14 protein-coding genes are annotated in these 19,176 nt (G+C 37.3%); 2 read left to right on the forward strand and 12 right to left on the reverse strand.

Annotated elements, in window-relative coordinates; genetic code table 11:
- Positions 1-167: 167 nt before the first annotated feature.
- The 4 genes from MTP08_RS06910 to MTP08_RS06925 all read right to left on the reverse strand — a co-directional run bounded on the left by MTP08_RS06910 (position 168) and on the right by MTP08_RS06925 (position 4,269).
- Complete coding sequence (locus MTP08_RS06910) at positions 168-992, reverse strand: HAD family hydrolase (RefSeq protein ID WP_243577650.1); 825 nt, start codon at positions 990-992, stop codon at positions 168-170.
- Between the two features lie 66 nt (positions 993-1,058).
- Positions 1,059-2,123 carry a UDP-glucose--hexose-1-phosphate uridylyltransferase gene (locus tag MTP08_RS06915; protein ID WP_243577651.1) on the reverse strand — a complete coding sequence of 355 codons (1,065 nt, stop codon included), beginning with the start codon at positions 2,121-2,123 and terminating at the stop codon, positions 1,059-1,061.
- A complete protein-coding gene (galK, locus tag MTP08_RS06920) occupies positions 2,092-3,276 on the reverse strand; it encodes a galactokinase (RefSeq protein ID WP_243577652.1) in 1,185 nt (394 codons plus the stop codon). The genes MTP08_RS06915 and galK overlap by 32 nt, the downstream gene beginning before the upstream one ends.
- A gap of 120 nt (positions 3,277-3,396) precedes the next feature.
- A complete protein-coding gene (locus MTP08_RS06925; RefSeq protein ID WP_243577653.1) occupies positions 3,397-4,269 on the reverse strand; it encodes an AraC family transcriptional regulator in 873 nt (290 codons plus the stop codon).
- A gap of 162 nt (positions 4,270-4,431) precedes the next feature.
- On the opposite strand from MTP08_RS06925, the gene MTP08_RS06930 reads away from it, so the two are divergent.
- The gene (locus MTP08_RS06930; protein WP_243577654.1) at positions 4,432-5,025 is read left to right on the forward strand and encodes a hypothetical protein; all 594 of its coding nucleotides are present in this window, start codon (positions 4,432-4,434) and stop codon (positions 5,023-5,025) included.
- Positions 5,026-5,084: 59 nt separating this feature from the next.
- On the opposite strand, the gene MTP08_RS06935 is transcribed toward MTP08_RS06930, so the two are convergent.
- The 6 genes from MTP08_RS06935 to MTP08_RS06960 all read right to left on the reverse strand — a co-directional run bounded on the left by MTP08_RS06935 (position 5,085) and on the right by MTP08_RS06960 (position 15,392).
- Complete coding sequence (locus MTP08_RS06935; RefSeq protein WP_243577655.1) at positions 5,085-7,130, reverse strand: alpha-glucuronidase; 2,046 nt, start codon at positions 7,128-7,130, stop codon at positions 5,085-5,087.
- Positions 7,131-7,193: 63 nt separating this feature from the next.
- Positions 7,194-8,165, reverse strand: a complete 972-nt coding sequence (locus MTP08_RS06940; protein WP_243577656.1) for a glycoside hydrolase family 43 protein — start codon at positions 8,163-8,165, stop codon at positions 7,194-7,196.
- A 35-nt stretch (positions 8,166-8,200) separates the two neighbouring features.
- Positions 8,201-9,322: an endo-1,4-beta-xylanase gene (locus MTP08_RS06945; RefSeq protein WP_243577657.1), complete on the reverse strand. Its 1,122-nt coding sequence runs from the start codon at positions 9,320-9,322 to the stop codon at positions 8,201-8,203.
- A gap of 133 nt (positions 9,323-9,455) precedes the next feature.
- Positions 9,456-10,910 (reverse strand): MFS transporter, encoded by a 1,455-nt coding sequence (locus MTP08_RS06950; protein WP_243577658.1) that lies wholly within the window; start codon positions 10,908-10,910, stop codon positions 9,456-9,458.
- 37 nt (positions 10,911-10,947) lie between these two features.
- Positions 10,948-12,864 carry a sialate O-acetylesterase gene (locus MTP08_RS06955; protein WP_243577659.1) on the reverse strand — a complete coding sequence of 639 codons (1,917 nt, stop codon included), beginning with the start codon at positions 12,862-12,864 and terminating at the stop codon, positions 10,948-10,950.
- Positions 12,865-13,025: 161 nt separating this feature from the next.
- A complete protein-coding gene (locus MTP08_RS06960) occupies positions 13,026-15,392 on the reverse strand; it encodes a glycoside hydrolase family 127 protein (RefSeq protein ID WP_243577660.1) in 2,367 nt (788 codons plus the stop codon).
- 537 nt (positions 15,393-15,929) lie between these two features.
- On the opposite strand from MTP08_RS06960, the gene MTP08_RS06965 reads away from it, so the two are divergent.
- Positions 15,930-16,616 carry an NUDIX hydrolase gene (locus MTP08_RS06965; protein WP_243577661.1) on the forward strand — a complete coding sequence of 229 codons (687 nt, stop codon included), beginning with the start codon at positions 15,930-15,932 and terminating at the stop codon, positions 16,614-16,616.
- Here the strand turns inward: MTP08_RS06965 and MTP08_RS06970 are convergent.
- The gene (locus MTP08_RS06970) at positions 16,606-17,280 is read right to left on the reverse strand and encodes an endonuclease/exonuclease/phosphatase family protein (protein WP_243577662.1); all 675 of its coding nucleotides are present in this window, start codon (positions 17,278-17,280) and stop codon (positions 16,606-16,608) included. The two genes, MTP08_RS06965 and MTP08_RS06970, sit on opposite strands and share 11 nt — an antisense overlap.
- Before the next feature lie 166 nt (positions 17,281-17,446).
- On the reverse strand, positions 17,447-19,174 hold the full coding sequence (locus MTP08_RS06975) for a sodium:solute symporter family transporter (protein ID WP_243577663.1): 1,728 nt from the start codon (positions 19,172-19,174) through the stop codon (positions 17,447-17,449).
- Positions 19,175-19,176 lie beyond the last annotated feature (2 nt).

Here is a 19,176-nt window from a genome sequence, read left to right on the forward strand (position 1 = left end):
GTAGATTTTTATCTATTCGGAAAGTGTTTTAAAAATATCTCAAAACAAGTAGCAAAAATTGTACAAAAGTTCAATAATGCTAACAATTTAAATACCTTAATCTTTTTTATTGCTTACAAGCACGGTTTACACCTTATTTTATGACAAATATCATTAATGAAGAACAGCTATTTCTCTACAATTTTAAAATCCTGTTTTTTATGTAAATACTTTTCTATGGCTAAAACAACGCCGAAATTATCGTTAGATTCCGCTTCAAAATGGGCAATATTTTTCACTGACGGATGTGCATTTTCCATTGCAAAGGAAAATTTGGAGTTTCTAAGCATTTCTGCATCATTCATATAATCGCCAAAAGCCATTGTTTCTGAGGGAAGAATATTTAATTTTTTCTGAATAATCTCTAATGCTTTTCCTTTATTAATGTTTCGGTTCATTATATCTACCCAATATTGCCCAGAAATAACCACTTCTAGATTTTCGTTGGCAAAATGTTTGAGATAAGGATAAAGATTTTCTTCTGAACCTCCAGAGTGGTACACTGCAATTTTAAAAGCATCATCATCCACTTCATCCATCAAATCGGGTACCTTCTGGTTTTCTGTATAATATCTTGTAAAATAATTTACAAAATCTTCATCATCACTTTCGTAGTAGGCTTTGCTTTTGGCAGAAAGTACAGCTCTCGCTCCGGGAATCTCTCGGATTGTTTTAATAATTTCTGATACAAATCTGTGGTCTAATTTATCTGCAAAAAGTTCTTTATTCTTATAAATTACATAACCGCCATTTTCAGCAATAAAACCAATTTCATCCTCAATATCTTTAAAATACTGAGTAATTCCGGGCATTTGTCTGCCACTTGCCGGTACAAAAAGAATATTTCTCTTCTTCAGTTCCTGGTAAATCGCCGGAAAATCTGGGCTCACCTCATATTCTGAATTGAGAAAAGTGCCATCCATATCGGTAACAATCAGCTTTATGTCGTTCATAAATTATAATTTAAAATCTTGAATTTTCTATTGCTATAAAGGCTTTGCAAAGATAAAATAAGTTTTTTATTTTGTTTTATAATGAACAGTGGATAGATTTTTCAATATTTCTGCGCTTTGCTCAGGAGTAATATCTCGCTGGGCTTCTGCCAACATTTCGTAGCCTACCATAAATTTTTTCACTTCGGCATTTCTTAACAAAGGCGGGTAAAAATGCATGTGGAAGTGCCATTCCGGGTGTAATTCTCCGTCTGTTGGCGACTGATGAATTCCTGCTGAATATGGAAATGACATTTCAAAAAGATTGTCGTATTTTGTAGTTAAGTCTTTAATGATGGATGCGAGAGATAATTTTTCGGTTTCGGAAAACTGTATCAGATTTTCTATTTTTCTTTTGCTTACAATCATAGTTTCGTAAGGCCAAACTGCCCAAAACGGAACAACTGCTACAAAATCTTCATTTTCAAGAATAATTCTTTCTCGCTTTTCGAGTTCTTGCTGAATGTAATCGGACAAAAGAGATTTTCCCGTTTTTTCAAAATACGCTTTAAAATTTTCCTGAGTTCTTGCCACAAGAGAAGGAATTGAAGATTGTGCCCAAATCTGACCGTGAGGATGTGGATTACTGCATCCCATCATCTGACCTTTATTTTCGAAAATCTGTACATGATTGATATAATCAATATTTCCTAACTCTTCATATTGTTTTTGCCAAAGATCAACTACATTTTTAATGTCTTCAACCTCCATTTCCGGTAAAGTTAAACTGTGGTTATCCGAAAAACAGATCACACGATTGATGCCTCTTTCTGGTTGCAGAGAGAAAAAATCTGATTTCTGAGGCGGGAATTCAACATCATCTTTCATTAAAGATCCAAAATCATTATCGAAAACATACGTTCCTTTATAATTTGGATTTTTTTCACCGTTTACACGAATATTTCCAGAACACAAGTAACAGCTTTCATCATGAATAGGAAGTTTCTCTTCTATTCTTTTTTCGGTTTGTCCCTGCCATGGTCTGTTTGCACGTTGTGGTGAAACCAAAATCCACTCATCCAAAAGCGGATTGTATCTTCTGTGCGGATTTTTTTTATGGTCAAACGATGATTTCATTTCTATTGTATTCATTAATTCCGTCTGATATTTTCACTCTGTAAACTTTCATTTCGATATCGAAAGCCTTTTTATATTGATTAGCAATAGTTTCTATTACCAAATCTACATTCTTATCTTTTATCAAGTTAATGCTACAACCGCCAAAACCACCACCCATAATTCTAGCTCCTGCTACTCCATTTTCTTGCAAGGTTTTTTCCACCATAAAGTCGAGTTCATCACAGCTTACTTCAAATTCGGTAGAAAGTCCGTTATGTGTTTCTATCAGGAGATTTCCAAGAGATGAAACATCACCTTTTGCCAAAGCTTCAGCTGCTTTTTGTACTCTTTCAATTTCATCGAGAAGATAGCGGCATCTTTTGTAAGAAATCTCTCCCATTTCATCTTTTAATTCATCCAGCATTTCAATACTGAAATCTCTGAACTTTTCTACCTCGGGAAATCTTTCCCCAAGAACTTTTTTGCCGCGATCGACATCTTTTCTACGGTCATTATACCCTGATGTAAGATGTGTATGTTTTACACAACTGTCGAACAAAACCAAACTATAGCCTTCAAGATTAGCTTCAAAATACTGGTGTTCCAGAGAGTTGCAATCGAGCATTATTACCTGATGTTCTTTCCCAAAAACCGAAGCAAACTGATCCATTATACCACATTTTACTCCCACAAAAGTATGTTCGGACTTCTGACCAATGACTGCCAGTTCTTTTTTATCTAAATTTAAACTGAAAATTTCGTTGAGAAGAAACGCAAAACCGCATTCTAATGCTGCCGAAGACGACAAACCAGAACCCATTGGTATATTGCTGGAAAAAGCAATCTGTAAACCTCCGACTTCTTTTCCTATTTCCTGAATAGCATTAAAAACTCCCAATAAATAATTAGCCCATATTTTTGAAACTGGTGATTGTTTTTCATTAACATTAAAACTGAAAGTATCATTGAAATCTTTAGCAAAAAATGTGATTTCGGCATCATCTGTTTTTCTTACCGCAAAACAAATATGTTTATCTATTGCCGCCGGAAGTACAAACCCATCGCTGTAATCTACATGTTCACCAATAATATTTATTCTTCCGGGAGCTAGAAAAATTCTTTCCGGCTCGGTTTCAAAAACAAATCTAAATGCATCTTTCGTGTTCTGAATTAGCTTCTCCTTCATTAAAGTTTTTATTGTAATGTTCAACTTAAATATAAATATTCACTTATTTTCAGAAATCATTTTAAATGGAAAATTAAGCAAATAATTTTAAGTGTTAAATATACATTTATTTGATGGAATTTATACAATCAGAAAATTAAATTCTTTTCTGTACTGAGACGGACTTTTTTTAATATACTCTTTAAAAGTTTTATTAAAATAGCTGAAATTGTTGAAACCACTCTCAAAACATACTTCTGTAATACTCATTGGTTTTTCTGCAAGAAGCTTCAAAGAATGGGTAATGCGGTATTCATTAACAAACTGAGTGAAGGTTTTATTTGTTATTTTCTTGAAGTACCGACAAAAAGAAGGAACTTTCATATTTGCAAGTTCTGCAATTTCTTCCAAAGTAATCTGTTCTTTAAAATGATCTTTAACGTAATTGAAAATACGGTTTATTCTTTCATTATCTTCCACATGAGTCTGAAGGTAATATTTACCCGCATTCAGAATTCTGTAATCTTCAGAAACAGAAAGATCATGAAGAATTTCAAAGAATTTTAAAAGTTTATTTACACTTTGTAGTTCATGCATCTGAGAAATTTTACTGCCTATGGCTTTTTTTATCTCATCACCAAACACCATTCCGCTTTTGGATTTTTCCAGCATTGCCGCAATCTTTGCCATTTCCTGAACCTCCCAAATTTTATCACCCAAAAAATTTGGTTTGAACTGAATTACAATCTCATGTTCGTTATTGGTATTTTCGTTGGTTAATCCGCAGTGGGGCAAATTACTCCCGATTAAAACGAGATCCCCATCTTTAAAGTAAGTAATACTGCTTCCTATTTGTCTTTTTCCAGAACCTCCTTTTACCAGTATTAACTCAATCTCAGGATGATAATGCCAAAAATGAGATTTAATATTCTCATTGGTTTGAAACTTCAGCGAAGTAAAACTGCTTCCAATATTGGGATTTATTGCTTCAAAGGCAGGATTATGATGCTTCATGGAAAATTTATTTACAAATATAGCTTAAATTAACTCACTATAATCAGTTAACAATTAATTAATGTTAAAATAGAATATAAATATGAAAATTTCATTCTAAAATAAAATACATAATCAACATACATTTGCTATGTAATCATTGAACAATAAACACGGTATAATATGAAGAATGTATTTAAAATTATAAGCATTGCAGGTGCACTTCTAATATCTTCCAAGGCAATGAGTAAAGAGAAAGATTTTTCTATTTCTTTTGGGAATATTGCATCGCAAACATTGAGCTTTGAAGTAAATAATGCTGAAAATATTTCTTTATTTATTTACAATGATGCAGATGGAGAGATTTATTCTGAAAAAGTAGGAAATCTGAATCACGTTACAAAGACGTACAACATGGGTAATTTTGAAGATGGAACTTATTTTCTAATCGCAGAATCGGAGCATAAGCTTGAAAAATACAAAATTCAGATTAACCGTAAAAATATGACTTTGGAGAAAACTCCTGTTAAAGAAATCATTAAACCGGAATTTGTTATCAACGGAAATAAAGTTAGCCTTAAAATGGATAATCTACAAGGTTCTGTAAATGTTTCGGTACAAGATTTATCTAATAACATCTATTTTAATGAAGCAAGAACTCCGAAGGATGGCAATATAAATATCAGTTTTCAACTAAACCCAAAAACATCTGAAAATTACATTATAGCTGTTGAAAGAAACGGCGATATTTTCAGTAGAATGATTAGTTTAAAATAAAAAATAAAGGTTCATATAGTTAATGCCGCTCTGTTTTCTTAGACAGGGCGGCATTTTGTTTAATTATGATGTCCCATATCGAGTTTGATTTTCTTCAAATCTTCAAGCTCATGAACAGGCTTTTCGATATCAGACGGAATTGGTCTTTTGGAAAATGTCTGAAAATATAGCAGGCATGCATCTTTCCACCAAACGGCATCTTTTGCCTGAATTTTTAATTTTTCCTGAACCTCAGAGAATCTTTGCGCATCAACATAAGGTTTGATATTCTCCCAGGTTTTCTGGTAGCCTCTAACACCCAGAACGCCCGAATCGTATTTGTAACATAGCTCGTCCCAAAGTGTTTTTCCATCTTTCATTTTATAATCCCACGGCACATGATGAAACCAGAGAATCAGGTTTTCCGGCGTGGTTTTGATATTACCGTAAATCTCATTAAGTGGCGGAAAATAATCAGAAATCGCATTGCTGCCGGTTTTGGTTCTATCGAAGCCAATTCCTTCTGCATTCGCCTGATGATAATACACCGGCGACCAATCGGGTCTTCCGCCTTTGTAATCGCCCCAAGGTTCTGGCCCGTAATGATGACCACTTGCAAAAATATGATGAAGACCAAGCGGCATCATATAATCTACCGCTGTTTCCCGAGAACTGAGCATCATATTTTTTACAGGATTCACAAATTTTTTGTTATCGCTAAAGGTCATTTTAAGCCACTCATCTGCAATCTGTTCCGATGACAAATCGTGATTCCACGACAACCGCCCAAATGCATACCAATTGGCTTGTGCAAAATGGTGACCCGTCCAGTTTTTATCCTCGCCGATGTTGGCAACAGCAGAAATTGCTGTGAGTTTTGCCGGACGCAATGTGCCATCCGTAATTTTTGCAATCGTAGAACCTTGCCCATCCGAATAGGTATCGCTATCCAAGGTTTCTTTGAATAAAGGTGCGAGATAAACCAAATGATTGGAGAAACCCAAATACTCCTGAGTGATTTGAAACTCCACCATTTCAGACGTTTTTCTCAATGCTCCGAAAAGTGGATTAAAGGCTTCTCTTGGCTGAAAATCTATCGGTCCGTTTTTGATCTGAATAATGACGTTATCTCTGAATTTCCCATCCAGAGGAACAAATTCCAGATACGCCTGTTTCGCACGGTCTTCTTTACTCGGACTGTACACAAATGCCCTCCACATCACGATTCCGCCATAAGGCTTCAGAACATCGGCAAGCATATTAGCGCCATCAGCGTGGGTTCTTCCATAATCCTGCGGCCCGGGCTGACCTTCTGAATTGGCCTTGACTAAAAATCCGCCAAAATCCGGAATCAGTTTGTAAATTTCGGCAGCTTTGTCTTTCCACCACTTTTGGACATCTTGGTTCAGTGGATCAGAATTTTCGGTTTTTCCTAAAACTTTTGGTGATGAGAAATTGACCGAAAGATACACTTTGATGCCATAAGGTCTGAAAATATCTGCTAAAATTTTGACTTTTTTAAGGTAATCTTCCCGAAGCATATTCGGGGACGCATTAACGTTATTCAGTACCGTTGCATTGATTCCGATGGATGCATTGGCGCGTGCATATTCTTCGTATCTTGGCGAAATTTTATTTGGCAAATCTTCCCATTTCCACAACGAATGTCCCGCATAGCCACGCTCAATCGTTCCATCCAGATTATCCCAATGATTCAGGATTCTTACATCATAAGAAGGTTTTTCTTCGAGCTTAAGATTAGAAAAACTGGTTTTCTGCTGTTGCATATTTAGCAAATGGTAGCTCCCGTACAACAATCCCAAATCTGTTTTTGCCAAAATGCTGATTTTCTTTGGAGTAGAAATGATTTTGTATCCGTCTTTAAAATTTGCCGGAAGTTTATCAATCTTCAAATCCACAGCTTGCCCTGTCCAATGCTGATTCAGTTCTTTTTTTGCGATTTCAATAGTCGGACTTTTACTGTTTGAGTTAACAATATTTCTGGTTTTGGAATTGAAAGGATATCTCAGCCACAGCTGGCTTCCGTCTTCAGCAAAAGCCATTAACGGAATGATTAGAAAGCATAAAATATATCTTCGAAAATGTTGTATTGATAAATAATTCATAATTTAAGTTTTAGCTGAACCAGATTCGATATTGTCTTTTAAACGGGCTAAAATCCTTGTGTATTAATGGCTATCTAAACCTTCAATCATTTTGATTTTGCCATTTTCATCATACTCCAACTCAACCACTTTCATACTTCTAAGCCAGGTTTTACCTTCACTTGGTACACAATCGTGGAAGAAGAGATACCATTTCCCTTTATATTCTACAATGCTGTGATGCGTGGTCCAGCCAACAACCGGCGTTAGGATTTCACCCTGAAAAGTAAAAGGTCCATAAGGATTATCGCCCGTTGCATAGCAAATCAGATGGGTGTCTCCTGTGGAATATGAGAAGTAATATTTCCCGTTGTATTTGTGCATCCACGAGGCTTCGAAAAAGCGGTGTTTGTCACCATGAAGCAAAGGATTTCCGTTTTCGTCGAGAATTACAACATCTTTTGGTTCTTCGCCAAACTCCAGCATATCATCACTCAAAGCCACAATTTTAGAAGCAATTGCAGGCTCGTTATCTTGTGGCAATAAGGCACATTCTAAAGCTTTGTTATTGCGGTAGCGTTGTAATTGTCCGCCCCAGATTCCGCCAAAATACATATAATGCTTGCCATCATCTTCGAAAAGACAAGGGTCTATACTATAGCTTCCCAACATCGGATGTTTTTCCGGAACAAATGGTCCGTAAGGTTTATCGCTTACCGCAACCCCGATTCTGAAAATGTCATTTCGGTCTTTTAGTGGGAAATACATATAATATTTGCCGTTTTTATGAGCCACATCACAGTCCCACAACTGTCTGCCCGACCAAGGAATATCTTTTACCGAAAGCACCACACCATGGTCTGTTATTTCGCCGTTTTCTACATCATCCAAAGAGAAAACATGATAGTCATTCATGTCAAAATGATCGCCGTTATCATTTTCTTCGATGCCACTTTCCCAATCGTGAGACGGATAGATGTATAATTTGTCTTCGAAAACATGTACCGAAGGATCTGCCATATAATCTTGCGGGAAGAGGTATTTTGATTTGTTCATTTCTTTATTTAGAATTTAGATATTAGATTTTAGACTTATTTGCCTTTAGTTAATTCAATGATTTTCTCCACAACAGGCTTGGTTTGGAAATTTCTGTCGAAAAGGAGCGGATAATCGGTTCTGCCTTTTACCGGAAAGTCATTTTTCCACGATTGATTATCTGTTACGCCCCAAAGTGTTACGCGTCTTATTTTTTCCTGATGTTTGATAAATAGCTTAAAGAAATCCAGATAACGGTTTTCCCATTCTTTTTCAACATCTGCGGGCAAACCTTTGGTATAGGGATTCATTTTAGCCTGATATTCTACAGTATCGGCTACGTTAGCAGATGTCCCCCAAGGAGATGGCAACGGGCTGATTTCCATTTCGGTAACGTTTACTTTTACGCCTGACGATGCATAATCTACGATGGCTTTTTCGTATTCTTCTAGTTTTGGAGTGTCTAATCCAACGTGCGTCTGCATCCCAACGCCATCAATACGGATTCCTCTGGATTTTAGATTGTTGACGATTTTGATGACCGTCTTTACTTTTTCTGGATACCATTCGTTGTAATCGTTGTAGTATAATTCGGCGTTGGGATCAGCTTCTTGTGCATATTGAAAGGCAAGCGGAATAAATTCTTCGCCCAAGATTTCGTAAAACTTACTTTTTCTGTAAGTTCCGTCTTCCATAATGGCTTCGTTGACGACATCCCAACCTTTTACCCGACCTTTGTATCGGGTTACAAGCGTATTGATATGGCTTTTCATCCGTTGTTTCAGAACTTCCGGAGAAACGTCTTTACCATTGTTGTCCACAAAAAACCATTTTGGTAATTGCGAATGCCAGATCAAGGTGTGACCGATGATAAACATTTTGTTTTTTTCCCCGAATTCCACGAATTTATCGGCATCATCGAAAAAGAACTTCCCTTCCTGCGGCTGGATGAACATCGATTTCATACAGTTTTCTGCCACGATGGAACTGAATTGTTTTTTGATAATATCATCTGATTTTATATCGGTACCATGGATCTGAGGCAAATCCATTGCTGTCCCAATATAGAATTGGTTTTTGTAAGCATCTTTCAGAGAATCTTTGCTCGATACGGAGTGAGCTGTTTTGCACGAGACCGAAAGGCTTAAAATTCCTAATAAAGCGATTATTTTTTTCATAGTTTAATTTTTCTAGTTATTTCTGATATCCCGAATTGACAGCAGCCCGGCTTGAGCGGAGCTCTTTTTCTTTTTTCTCAAAAAAGAAAAAAGCGGGAGCGGAAGACGGATTAGCTGCCCAAAAAAAGATCAATTAATTCTCAGATTGTCTTCTTTCTTTGAGCTCCTGCTCCAATTGTATTTCCATTTTTTTGTTGATGGGATACAACAACAGCAATGCGCAAGCGATAAAAAACGGTATTGCCGGGAAAACGCTTACCAGCATCTTGGCACCGGTTGCAACCGTTTCTGGCTGAACGACATTTGCCACACCTTCAGAAGAAATGTAGCCGTAATGCCCAATAATAGAAGAAACCAAAGAGCTACCAATGCTGAGACCCACTTTTAAACCAACCATCATCGCCGAGAAAATAATTGCTGTGGCGCGGCGGTTGTTTTTCCATTCAGAATAGTCGGCGACATCGGCAATCATCGCCCAAAGCAATGGTGTGCTGATGCCATAGAAAAAGCCGTGCAAAATTTGGGAAAAGAACATCAAACCGACAGATTTTGGAGGGAAAAATACAAATGCCAGAACAAACAAAGTCGAAATAAACAACGATACCATAAAAGTGTCTCTTTTGCCATATTTATCTGCAAATCGTTTCGAAAATGTGATGCCGACAATCATCATAATAATGCCACCCGCATTAAATAATCCGAAACCTGCGGAACGTGGATCTTCGCCAAAGAAATTCATCCCGATGGAACTGAAAAATCCGGTAATAGGCGAAATGAAATTCTTGAGCGAATTTTCATCCACATAATTATTAAAATAATAAACGTAAGAACCGCCCTTCATCGCCAGCGTAACGAAAATAAGTGCTGTTACCGCTAATGTAATCAGCCATGGTTTATTTTTGCTAAGGTCTTTCAGGTCGTCTTTCAGGCTAGATTCTTGTTCCGGTTTGGGGATTACCCGCTCCTTGGTTGTTAAAAAAGTGATAATCAACATAATCGTCCCGATGATGGCAAGCCACGTCATAACCACTTCGATTCCGGCAGCTTTGTCACCTTTTCCTGCTGATAAAATAATCGGCAACATAAAAACCTGAACAAAAAACTGTGCAAACATCACCGCTACAAAACGATAAGACGAAATACTATTCCGTTCTCCCATATCACCCGTTATTACGCCACTTAAGGCAGAATAAGGCAAATTATTCGCAGCATAAAGCAACAGCAAAATACTGTATGTGGCAGCGGCATAAATGATTTTCCCCTGATACGAAAAATTGGGAGTACTGAATGCAAAAAGCGCAGCTGCACCAAGCGGAACGGCAGAAAACAAAATCCAGGGACGGAACTTCCCCCATTTGGTTCTGGTTCTGTCTGCCAAAGCACCAATCAGAGGATTGAAACCAAAACCTGCCACCAACCCTACAATCAGGGTAATAACAGATGCGGTTTCGGGCTTTAGTCCGTATATATCGGTGTAAAAGTAGGCCAAATAAGTTACCAAAGTCTGGAACACCAAGTTGGCCGCCAAATCTCCCAAACTATAACCGATTTTTTCGACTACAGATATTTTTTGAGATGGATTATTCATTTTGATGATGGATAAATGATTATTGTTAATTGATATTTTATTTCTCTGTGGTGAAAGGTAATGCCGGAAGTCCTGCTGTATTTTTCAGGTTTCCATCCGGATTATCTGCCCAATCGTATCGTACAGCAGTTGGGTGAGATACAGCATCACTCCAAACTACTATGTTTTTTCCGTTTGTTTTGGCTTTTGCCCAAGACCATTTGCCGTCAGAATTTTTGATACTGAAGCCTGTCAGCGCTCCAACTTTTGCAAAATTATCAGTTCCTGATTTGAAGGTGAGTACCACTTTATCGCCTTCCGTTTTCATGGATTGATAAACCGGTCCGTCCGCCAAAATATTTTGTCCATAAGCAATTTTCAAAGCCTGCAAAGCCAAACGGTCACCTACTGATTTTTTGTTGAGAGGATGGATATCATTCCATTCGCCCAGATCAATAGTAACGGCCAATCCGGTTTTTGGAACATCCAGCGAAACCAAACGCTGCTGATTTCTGAATTCTGCCCAGTTGCTTTCAATCGGTTGAGATTTTGCTTCCATAAAATTAGCCAACTGAACGATTAAAAACGGCATCTCTTTCTGATTCCATTTGCTTCTCCAATCGGTAATCATCGTGGTAAGCAAATCGCGATATTCAGAAGGTTTTCCGGTATTACTTTCGCCCTGATACCAAAGTGCACCTTTGATGCTGTAATTAATTAAAGGATTAATCATCGCATTGTACAAACCGGTTGGTTTCCAACGGATGAAGGTTGTTCCCGGCGCCATTTTTTCCATTTTAGCACCGATTTTATATTTCCATTCGGATTTTAAATCGATTTTTTGACCGTCAACTTCGAGGTAATACGGCTTATCTTTGATAAATTCTCCTCTGCCACCACCATTAGAAATCCTAACAGCAATAACATTTTTGCCTTCTTTAAGAATCCCCGCAGGAACATCATACCAACGCGGCGGATACTCGTAGGTTACGTTGCCCACTTTCACACCATTGATGTAGGTTACATCGGCATCTTTGATTCTCCCAAGATTCAAAAATGCAGGTTTTTTTGCCTGATTTTTAGTTAAAACAATTTCTTTTCTGAACCAGACAGAACCATCAAAAGCACCTTCTTTATCTTCCCAAGAACCAGGGATTGTCATTGTTTTCCAAGCGGAATCATCCAAATCAAAATTCTCCCAATGTTGGTTGAGTCCTAAATCGCGTTGGTCAAGCTCAGAATACCAGGCTTTACCTGCGGCTTGTTCATTAGATTCTGTGGTTTTTATCAACTCATCGCTCTGCCATTTTTTGGCTTCATCCAGATATTCGGGATACTTTTTAAGCGATTTTTCGTCCATCCAAGCCTGGATCGGAGAACCGCCCAAACTAGAATGAATGATGCCCACCGCTACTTTATTTTTTTCGCTTATTTCTTTAGCAAAAAAATACGCCACGCCAGAAAAATTAAGAATGGTTTGAGGATTGGTAGCTTCCCATTTTCCGCCATCTAGTTCTGTTTGTGGTGACTTAAAATTATATTTTTGAGGAACCGTGAAAAATCTGACGTTTTGATTATTAGCATTCTTTATTTCGTTGCTGTATAAGGGAGTCAACCGACGCATCGGCAATTCCATATTCGATTGTCCGGAAGCGAGCCAGACATCACCAATCATAATGTCTTTCAGCGAGATTTCGTTAATGGTCATTGTGTAAGGACCACCTGCTTTTTGCTCGGGAAGTGAGATTTTCCAGTTTCCTTGCTGGTCTGCTACCGTTTTGTAGTTTTTGTTGAGAAATTTTACTTCTACCCTTTCTCCGGCATCGGCTTTGCCCCAAATGTTGAGTTTTTGGTTGCGTTGCAAAACCATCCCGTCTGAAACCAAATTGGGAAGCGTAATTTTTGCCTCGAAAAGCAGGCTGATGAATGTACAGACCAATAAAGTCAGGATTCTGGTTATGTTTTTATGATTCATTTTTTTTATTTTTAAACGGTGATTGCTAAATTTCTGAAGCCGAATCGCTCGCAGCCCGGCCTGAGTGGAGCTCTTTTTGTGCAGCGCAGCGGAACAAAAAAGCGGGAACGGAGGACGGATAAAGCTGCCCAAAATAATTTAACAACATAGGGGGCGATTTTCTATTGTGGTTCATTGGTTAGTAAGCGGATTTCGATAATTTTTGGCGTCAGAGATTTTTCTTTTGAACTGAATCTCACGTTCAGGATTTCTTTATTTTTTTCTGAATCCGGAATTGGGATCAACAAAAATTGTGGAGAAATCCCCATTTTTCCGTCGAAGTCTTTTGAGTAAACTTTCGATCCGTTAATTTCGGCATTCAGCGTTCTGTTGTTGGTGTCGAAATATGTGATGTAGAGGTATTTTGCATTTTTATTTTTGTTCTTCATCTGGTAACTAAACCAGCTTTTTGCCTCGCGAAAATGGCGGTCTTCCATATATCCGGTGTTAGAATCTTTGCTGTCGAAGAAATGATCGGACTCTGGTTGCTGCTCGCCCAACTGAATTTTGTCTGCGGTGATGCGCTCCAACTTTCTGATCTGTTCTTCTTCTTTGGCTTTCTGATTTTGAATAATTTGGATTTTATCTTCTGTCGCCTGAGGAAAGTAAATAATATAACGCTCTTCGTGGATTTTATAAAACGGAACAAGCTCTAACCCGTCTCCGAATTTGTTCTGAGGATACAAACCATCGAGTTTAAAACTCAGATCATTGGCATTATTAGGCTTTAAATGAGCCAAAACAGCATCCGAATTGCCCAAAATAGTCGGGATCTCATTCAGCGGAATCTGTGGTCCGTGGGCAATATGACCGCCTCGGCTGTCATCAGCAAAAAGCCCGTCCTGATTTTGTTTTCCGTAAGTTGCTGCTAAAACAACAGGGCCGTATTTGAAGGCATAATAATCGGAATGATCCGGAAGCTGCTCCGCAGAAAGGTGCATTGGCAGTTTTATTTCTACAACATCGCCTTTTTTCCATGGTCTGTCGAGATTAGCATAACCATGACTGTCAATAATAAAATTAGATTTTTTGCCATTCACCAAGATAACAATTTGGTTTTTGTCGCACCAATCAGGGATACGGATTTTCAAATTGATTTTTGATTTTGAAACGACATCAAATATTAGTTTTGTAGAAGCCGATTCGGGAAAATTATTTTCTTGCCTCAGCACTGTTTTTTTCTCTGACCATTTTAAAACAGATGGAATGAACAGATTGACGTACAAATCGTTATCCGTATGGGCATAAATCATCTCACCATATTTGGCGTGATTTTCTAAACCCGAACCCACGCAACACCAAAAACTGGTTTCTGGCTGAGAATATACTCTGTAATGGCCGGGGCGCATCGGCGTAAAATAGACAAAACCACCTTTTTCGGGATTTTGAGTGGATAAAATATGGTTGTACAAAGCTTTTTCGTAAAAATCTAAATAACTTGATTTTGGATTGGTAGCAAAAAGTTCTTTGGTCAGCTTCAGCATATTGTAGGTATTGCAGGTTTCTGGGCCTTCTATACTTTTTATCATTCCGCTGAAATCGTTGGTTGGGTTAAAATGCTCGCTCACACTGTTGCCGCCGATAATGGCTGAACGTTTTTGGGTAACATTATTCCAGAAAAAATCTGCCGCACTGCTCCATTCTTTGTTATGTTCTAAATCTGCAATCCTTTTGAATCCTATAACTTTCGGAATCTGTGTATTAGCGTGGATGCCGGTGAGTTTGTCCTCATGAATCAGCAATGGGTTAAGAATCGCCAAATGAGAAAAACGCTTGGCGAGAGTTAGATATTTTTGATTTTTTGTAATATCGTACACATCCGCAAAAACCTCGTTCAGTCCGCCGTGCTCACTGCGCAACATATCCTGAATCTGAGCATCAGAAAGCTGAGAGACTTCTTGCACCATCCAATCTGCAAGTCTAACGAGCATTTTTTTTGCTTTCGCATTGTCTGCATACCAATAAGCATCGCGCAAGCCAGCATAGATTTTATGAATATTGTATAACGGAACCCAACGGTCATTAAGACCGAAAGTGGCTGCACGAATATCGCCTTCGGCTATTTCTTTCCAGATTTTTTTGCCATTCGGCACGCCAGAGAGATAGCCATTTCCGGAAGCCTCCTGACAGCGTTCTAATTCGTCCACCATATAATCCAGGCGCTGTCTTATTTTTTGATCGCCTGTGGAAGCGTACATCAACGCCAATGCTGAAAGATAATGACCGCCGATGTGCCCGTCTAATCCTGTATTTTCCCAATTCGGGTAATTCTGTTTTTTAGGATTGAGACCCGCTTCTTTGAGATAAGGCGCCAGCAAACGGTCTGCATCCATCGACATCATATAGCTCTTGTCTGTCTGCATTGCTTTGCTGAAAATACTTTCTGATAAAACCACCTTATTGAGCGGAAAATAACTGACAATTTTGGTCACCTGACCAAAAGCAAGTGTCCCAAATCCTAAGAATATTATCAGTGATTTTTTAATCATAATAAATGTAATTTCAACATTTCTAAAATAAAGGAAAGATTCTATATGGCAAAGAAATTTGGAGTTTCATTGATAGGAATCAAAAAAAAAATAATTTAATATCAACCTGAAAAAGTTAAAAACCCGGAATACTTATCATAAAAAATAAGAATACAAATAATTTAGATTATCAGACATATACACAAAAGTGACTGATATAAAAATGAATACCGTATGAAGCGCATAATTAATTTAAAACGAAAATAAAGACTTATCGTAATTTTTATATTAAGTATGTTATTAAATTTGTGATTTATTCAAATTAGGGATAATTTCAATTTTAACATATTTTTAACATTCAATTCATTTATTTTTAATGTGAAATATTGATAGAAATTAATGATTCATCAACTTTATTGCTCCCAAAATAGTAGTACAAAGCCTGAATTGAAAAAGAAATTGAAAATAACTTTAAAATAAAGTGTTTAAATTACATTTAAATTTCTTTAATTGATTAATAGATAGATAAAAGCACTAACTTTGCCTAAAATATTTACGATGAAACAAGACTATTCTCATTATCCACGTCATTTGGTCGCTGTAGACTGCATTATTTTCGGTTTCGATGGCGAGAATCTGAAAATTCTTTTGGTACAAAGAAATTTTGAGCCAAAAATGGGAGAATGGTCGCTGATGGGAGGTTTTATCAATGATAACGAAACGTCTGACCAAGCTGCCAACCGTGTTCTTAATACACTAACCGGTTTAGAAAACATCTATCTGGAACAGCTTAATACTTATACAGAAATCCACCGAGAACCAACTGCCAGAATTATGTCGATTTCGTATTACGCATTGATTAATATCGAAAAAGACATTCAAATCAATGAGAAATATAGTGCCAAATGGTATAATCTAAAAGAGCATCCAGAGCTGATTTTCGATCATAATGAAATGGTAAAAGATGCCGTTTTGAGACTCCGCCGAAGAGCTTCTACCCGACCCATCGGTTTTGAGCTATTGACGGATAAATTCACGATGAAAGATTTGCAAAATCTGTACGAAGCTATTTTTGATGAAAGCTATGACAAGCGAAATTTCACAAGCAAAATCAATGCGCTGGATATTCTCATAAAAACAGAAGAAAAAGATATGACCTCCTCCAAAAAAGGCTCTTTCTTATATCGTTTCGACGAGAAAAAATATCAGAAAAAGCTGGCAGAAGGTTTTATGTTTAAGATATAGACTTTATACTTAAATTAATGCAAACTCCTTTATGGTCAGAGTATTGCAGGTCAGTATTCCACTCCGAAGTTTCAATCTCAAATCGGTTCATTAGCGATTGACTGATAACTATATGGTCGATATTATTTTTGAGATGATGCGTTATATTTTGCAGGTGATTATCTTTAAAACATTCTATAAATTTTTCCCGGGCAAAATGTGTAAAATAATAATTATCTGCAAAAGAAGTGTTTAAATCGCCGGCATAACAAAAATTACCCAACTGTGAAAATTTGTCGATATCATTAATTTGTTTCTGAAGGTCAGATTTAAAATTTTTGTCAGAATATCCCGTAATTCCTACAATAGTTCCGTAGACTATAACATTTGCTAAATCAGTTTCAATTTCTACGCAGCAAGCAGTAAAAGCATCGTAAGTTTCATACGTATTTTTAATCGGAAATTTAGAAAATACAGCCACTCTTCTTTCACTTTCCGCATAATTATAAGGCTCTTTTGGTAGCTGTTTTGTTTCCACATTAAATGGATAGAATGGCAATTCCACAAGGCTATCAAATTCTGTGAGAATTAAAATATCTGCATCTATTTTTTGAATATTTTCTATAACTGCCTCAAGATTCTTTTTCTTTTTAAGCCGTTCGATATTCCAAGTGGCAATTTTCATTTTAAATTTTATAAAAATTAAATTTACGAACTATTTGCTAACATCAAAATAGAAGGTTATTTCTACACAGATATTTTTCTTACAGAGAAACAATTACGAATTGCGTAGTAAAACAAAAACAGGACTCCAAAACGGAATCCTGTTATATTTTCATTAAAATTTAATTTTACCAAAATCTGACATAAATCGCTGTCAGTAAAAGTAAAGTGATCACAATTAGCACCATTGTTCTGTTATCAACTTTGAACATTGTAGCGTCTATCGCAAATGCTTTTGGATTGAGTTTTGGCCCAGAAAGACTAATCAATACCATTACCAAAACGGTGAAGAAGAAAGACCATCCCATATTAATCAAAAACGGAATTTCTGTAATGGTATGTACCACGCCATTTTCTAGCTTTTCGTAGGTAAAAGCGGTGTAAAGCCAAGTTTCTTTCCCAAAAATGTCAACAGCAAAACTATTGAAGAAAATTGCCAGTACAAAGCCCAAAATCACACCAACCAAAGCCGCAGTTCCGGTTGTTCTCTTCCAAAACATTCCTAAAAGGAACATGGCAAAAACGCCCGGGCTGATAAATCCTGTGTATTTTTGGATAAATGTAAACCCACCTTCGCCACCAATCCCAAGGGCATCTGTCCACGTAAAAGCTAATGCTATAAGCATCGCCAAGATAATTGCCCAGCGTCCTGTTCTCACCATTTGGATTTCTGAAGCATCGGATTTCAAATATTTTTTGTAAATATCTAGCGTAAAAATTGTTGAGATACTGTTGACTTTCCCTGCCAAAGAGGCTACAATTGCTGCGGTTAAAGCTGCTACAGCAAGACCTTTTAGCCCTGTTGGTAAGAATCCTAAAATTGCAGAATAAGCACCGTCTTTTACGCCATTAAAACCTGGTAAATGTCCTTTGGTATATAAAACATAAGCGGCAATCCCCGGAAGCATTACGATAATCGGCATAAACAATTTTAAGAATCCCGCGAATAAAATCCCGGTTCTGGCCGTTTTTAAATCAGCACCTAAAGCTCTTTGCGTAATGTATTGGTTGCAACCCCAATAGTTTAGATTCACTATCCATTGTCCGGCAAAATACATCGCCAAGCCTGGTAGAACAACATATTTTTGAACATCAAGATTTTCTGGCATCGCCAAAGTTGTTGTGGTTACGGTTGGTTTTTCCAACATTAGCTTGAAATGTCCCGGCGCCTCGTTCATCAAAGTCTGAAAACCTGCAAAAGCATTTCCTACAGCCACACCATTGATTCTCTGATCGACAATCTGTAAGGCCATATAAACCGTTGCAAAACCACCAATAATCAAAACAGCAACCTGAATGACATCAGTATAACCAATTACTTTCATCCCGCCTAAACCGATTAACAAAGCCATCAACAATAATCCAATCATAATGATATGCAAATGACCACCGCCTAACAAGGTATCAATCGCCAAAGCACCGAGATACAGAATGGATGTTAAATTAACAATGACATACAAAAACAGCCAAAACACCGCCATAATCAACGAAACCGATTTGTTGTAACGGGTCTCCAGAAACTGTGGCATTGTGTAAATCTTATTTTTGAGATAAATCGGGATAAACCAAACCGCAATAATAATTAATGCCAAAGCCGCAATCCACTCGTAAGCAGCCACCGCCACACCTACGAAAAAGCCTTCGCCACTCATCCCGATAAACTGCTCGGCAGAGATGTTAGAGGCTATCAAACTGGCTCCGATTGCCCACCAGGTAAGCGAACCTTCTGCCAAAAAATAATCTTTACTGCCTGTAGAAGCAGATTTTTTCTTATTATAAATCCAGATTCCGTAACTGGCTACTACCAAAAAGTAAACAAGAAATATAATGATATCAATAGTCGCAAGATTTCCCATAG

Origin of the sequence: Chryseobacterium oryzae (assembly GCF_022811665.1) — a bacterium.
Lineage (GTDB): Bacteria > Bacteroidota > Bacteroidia > Flavobacteriales > Weeksellaceae > Chryseobacterium > Chryseobacterium oryzae.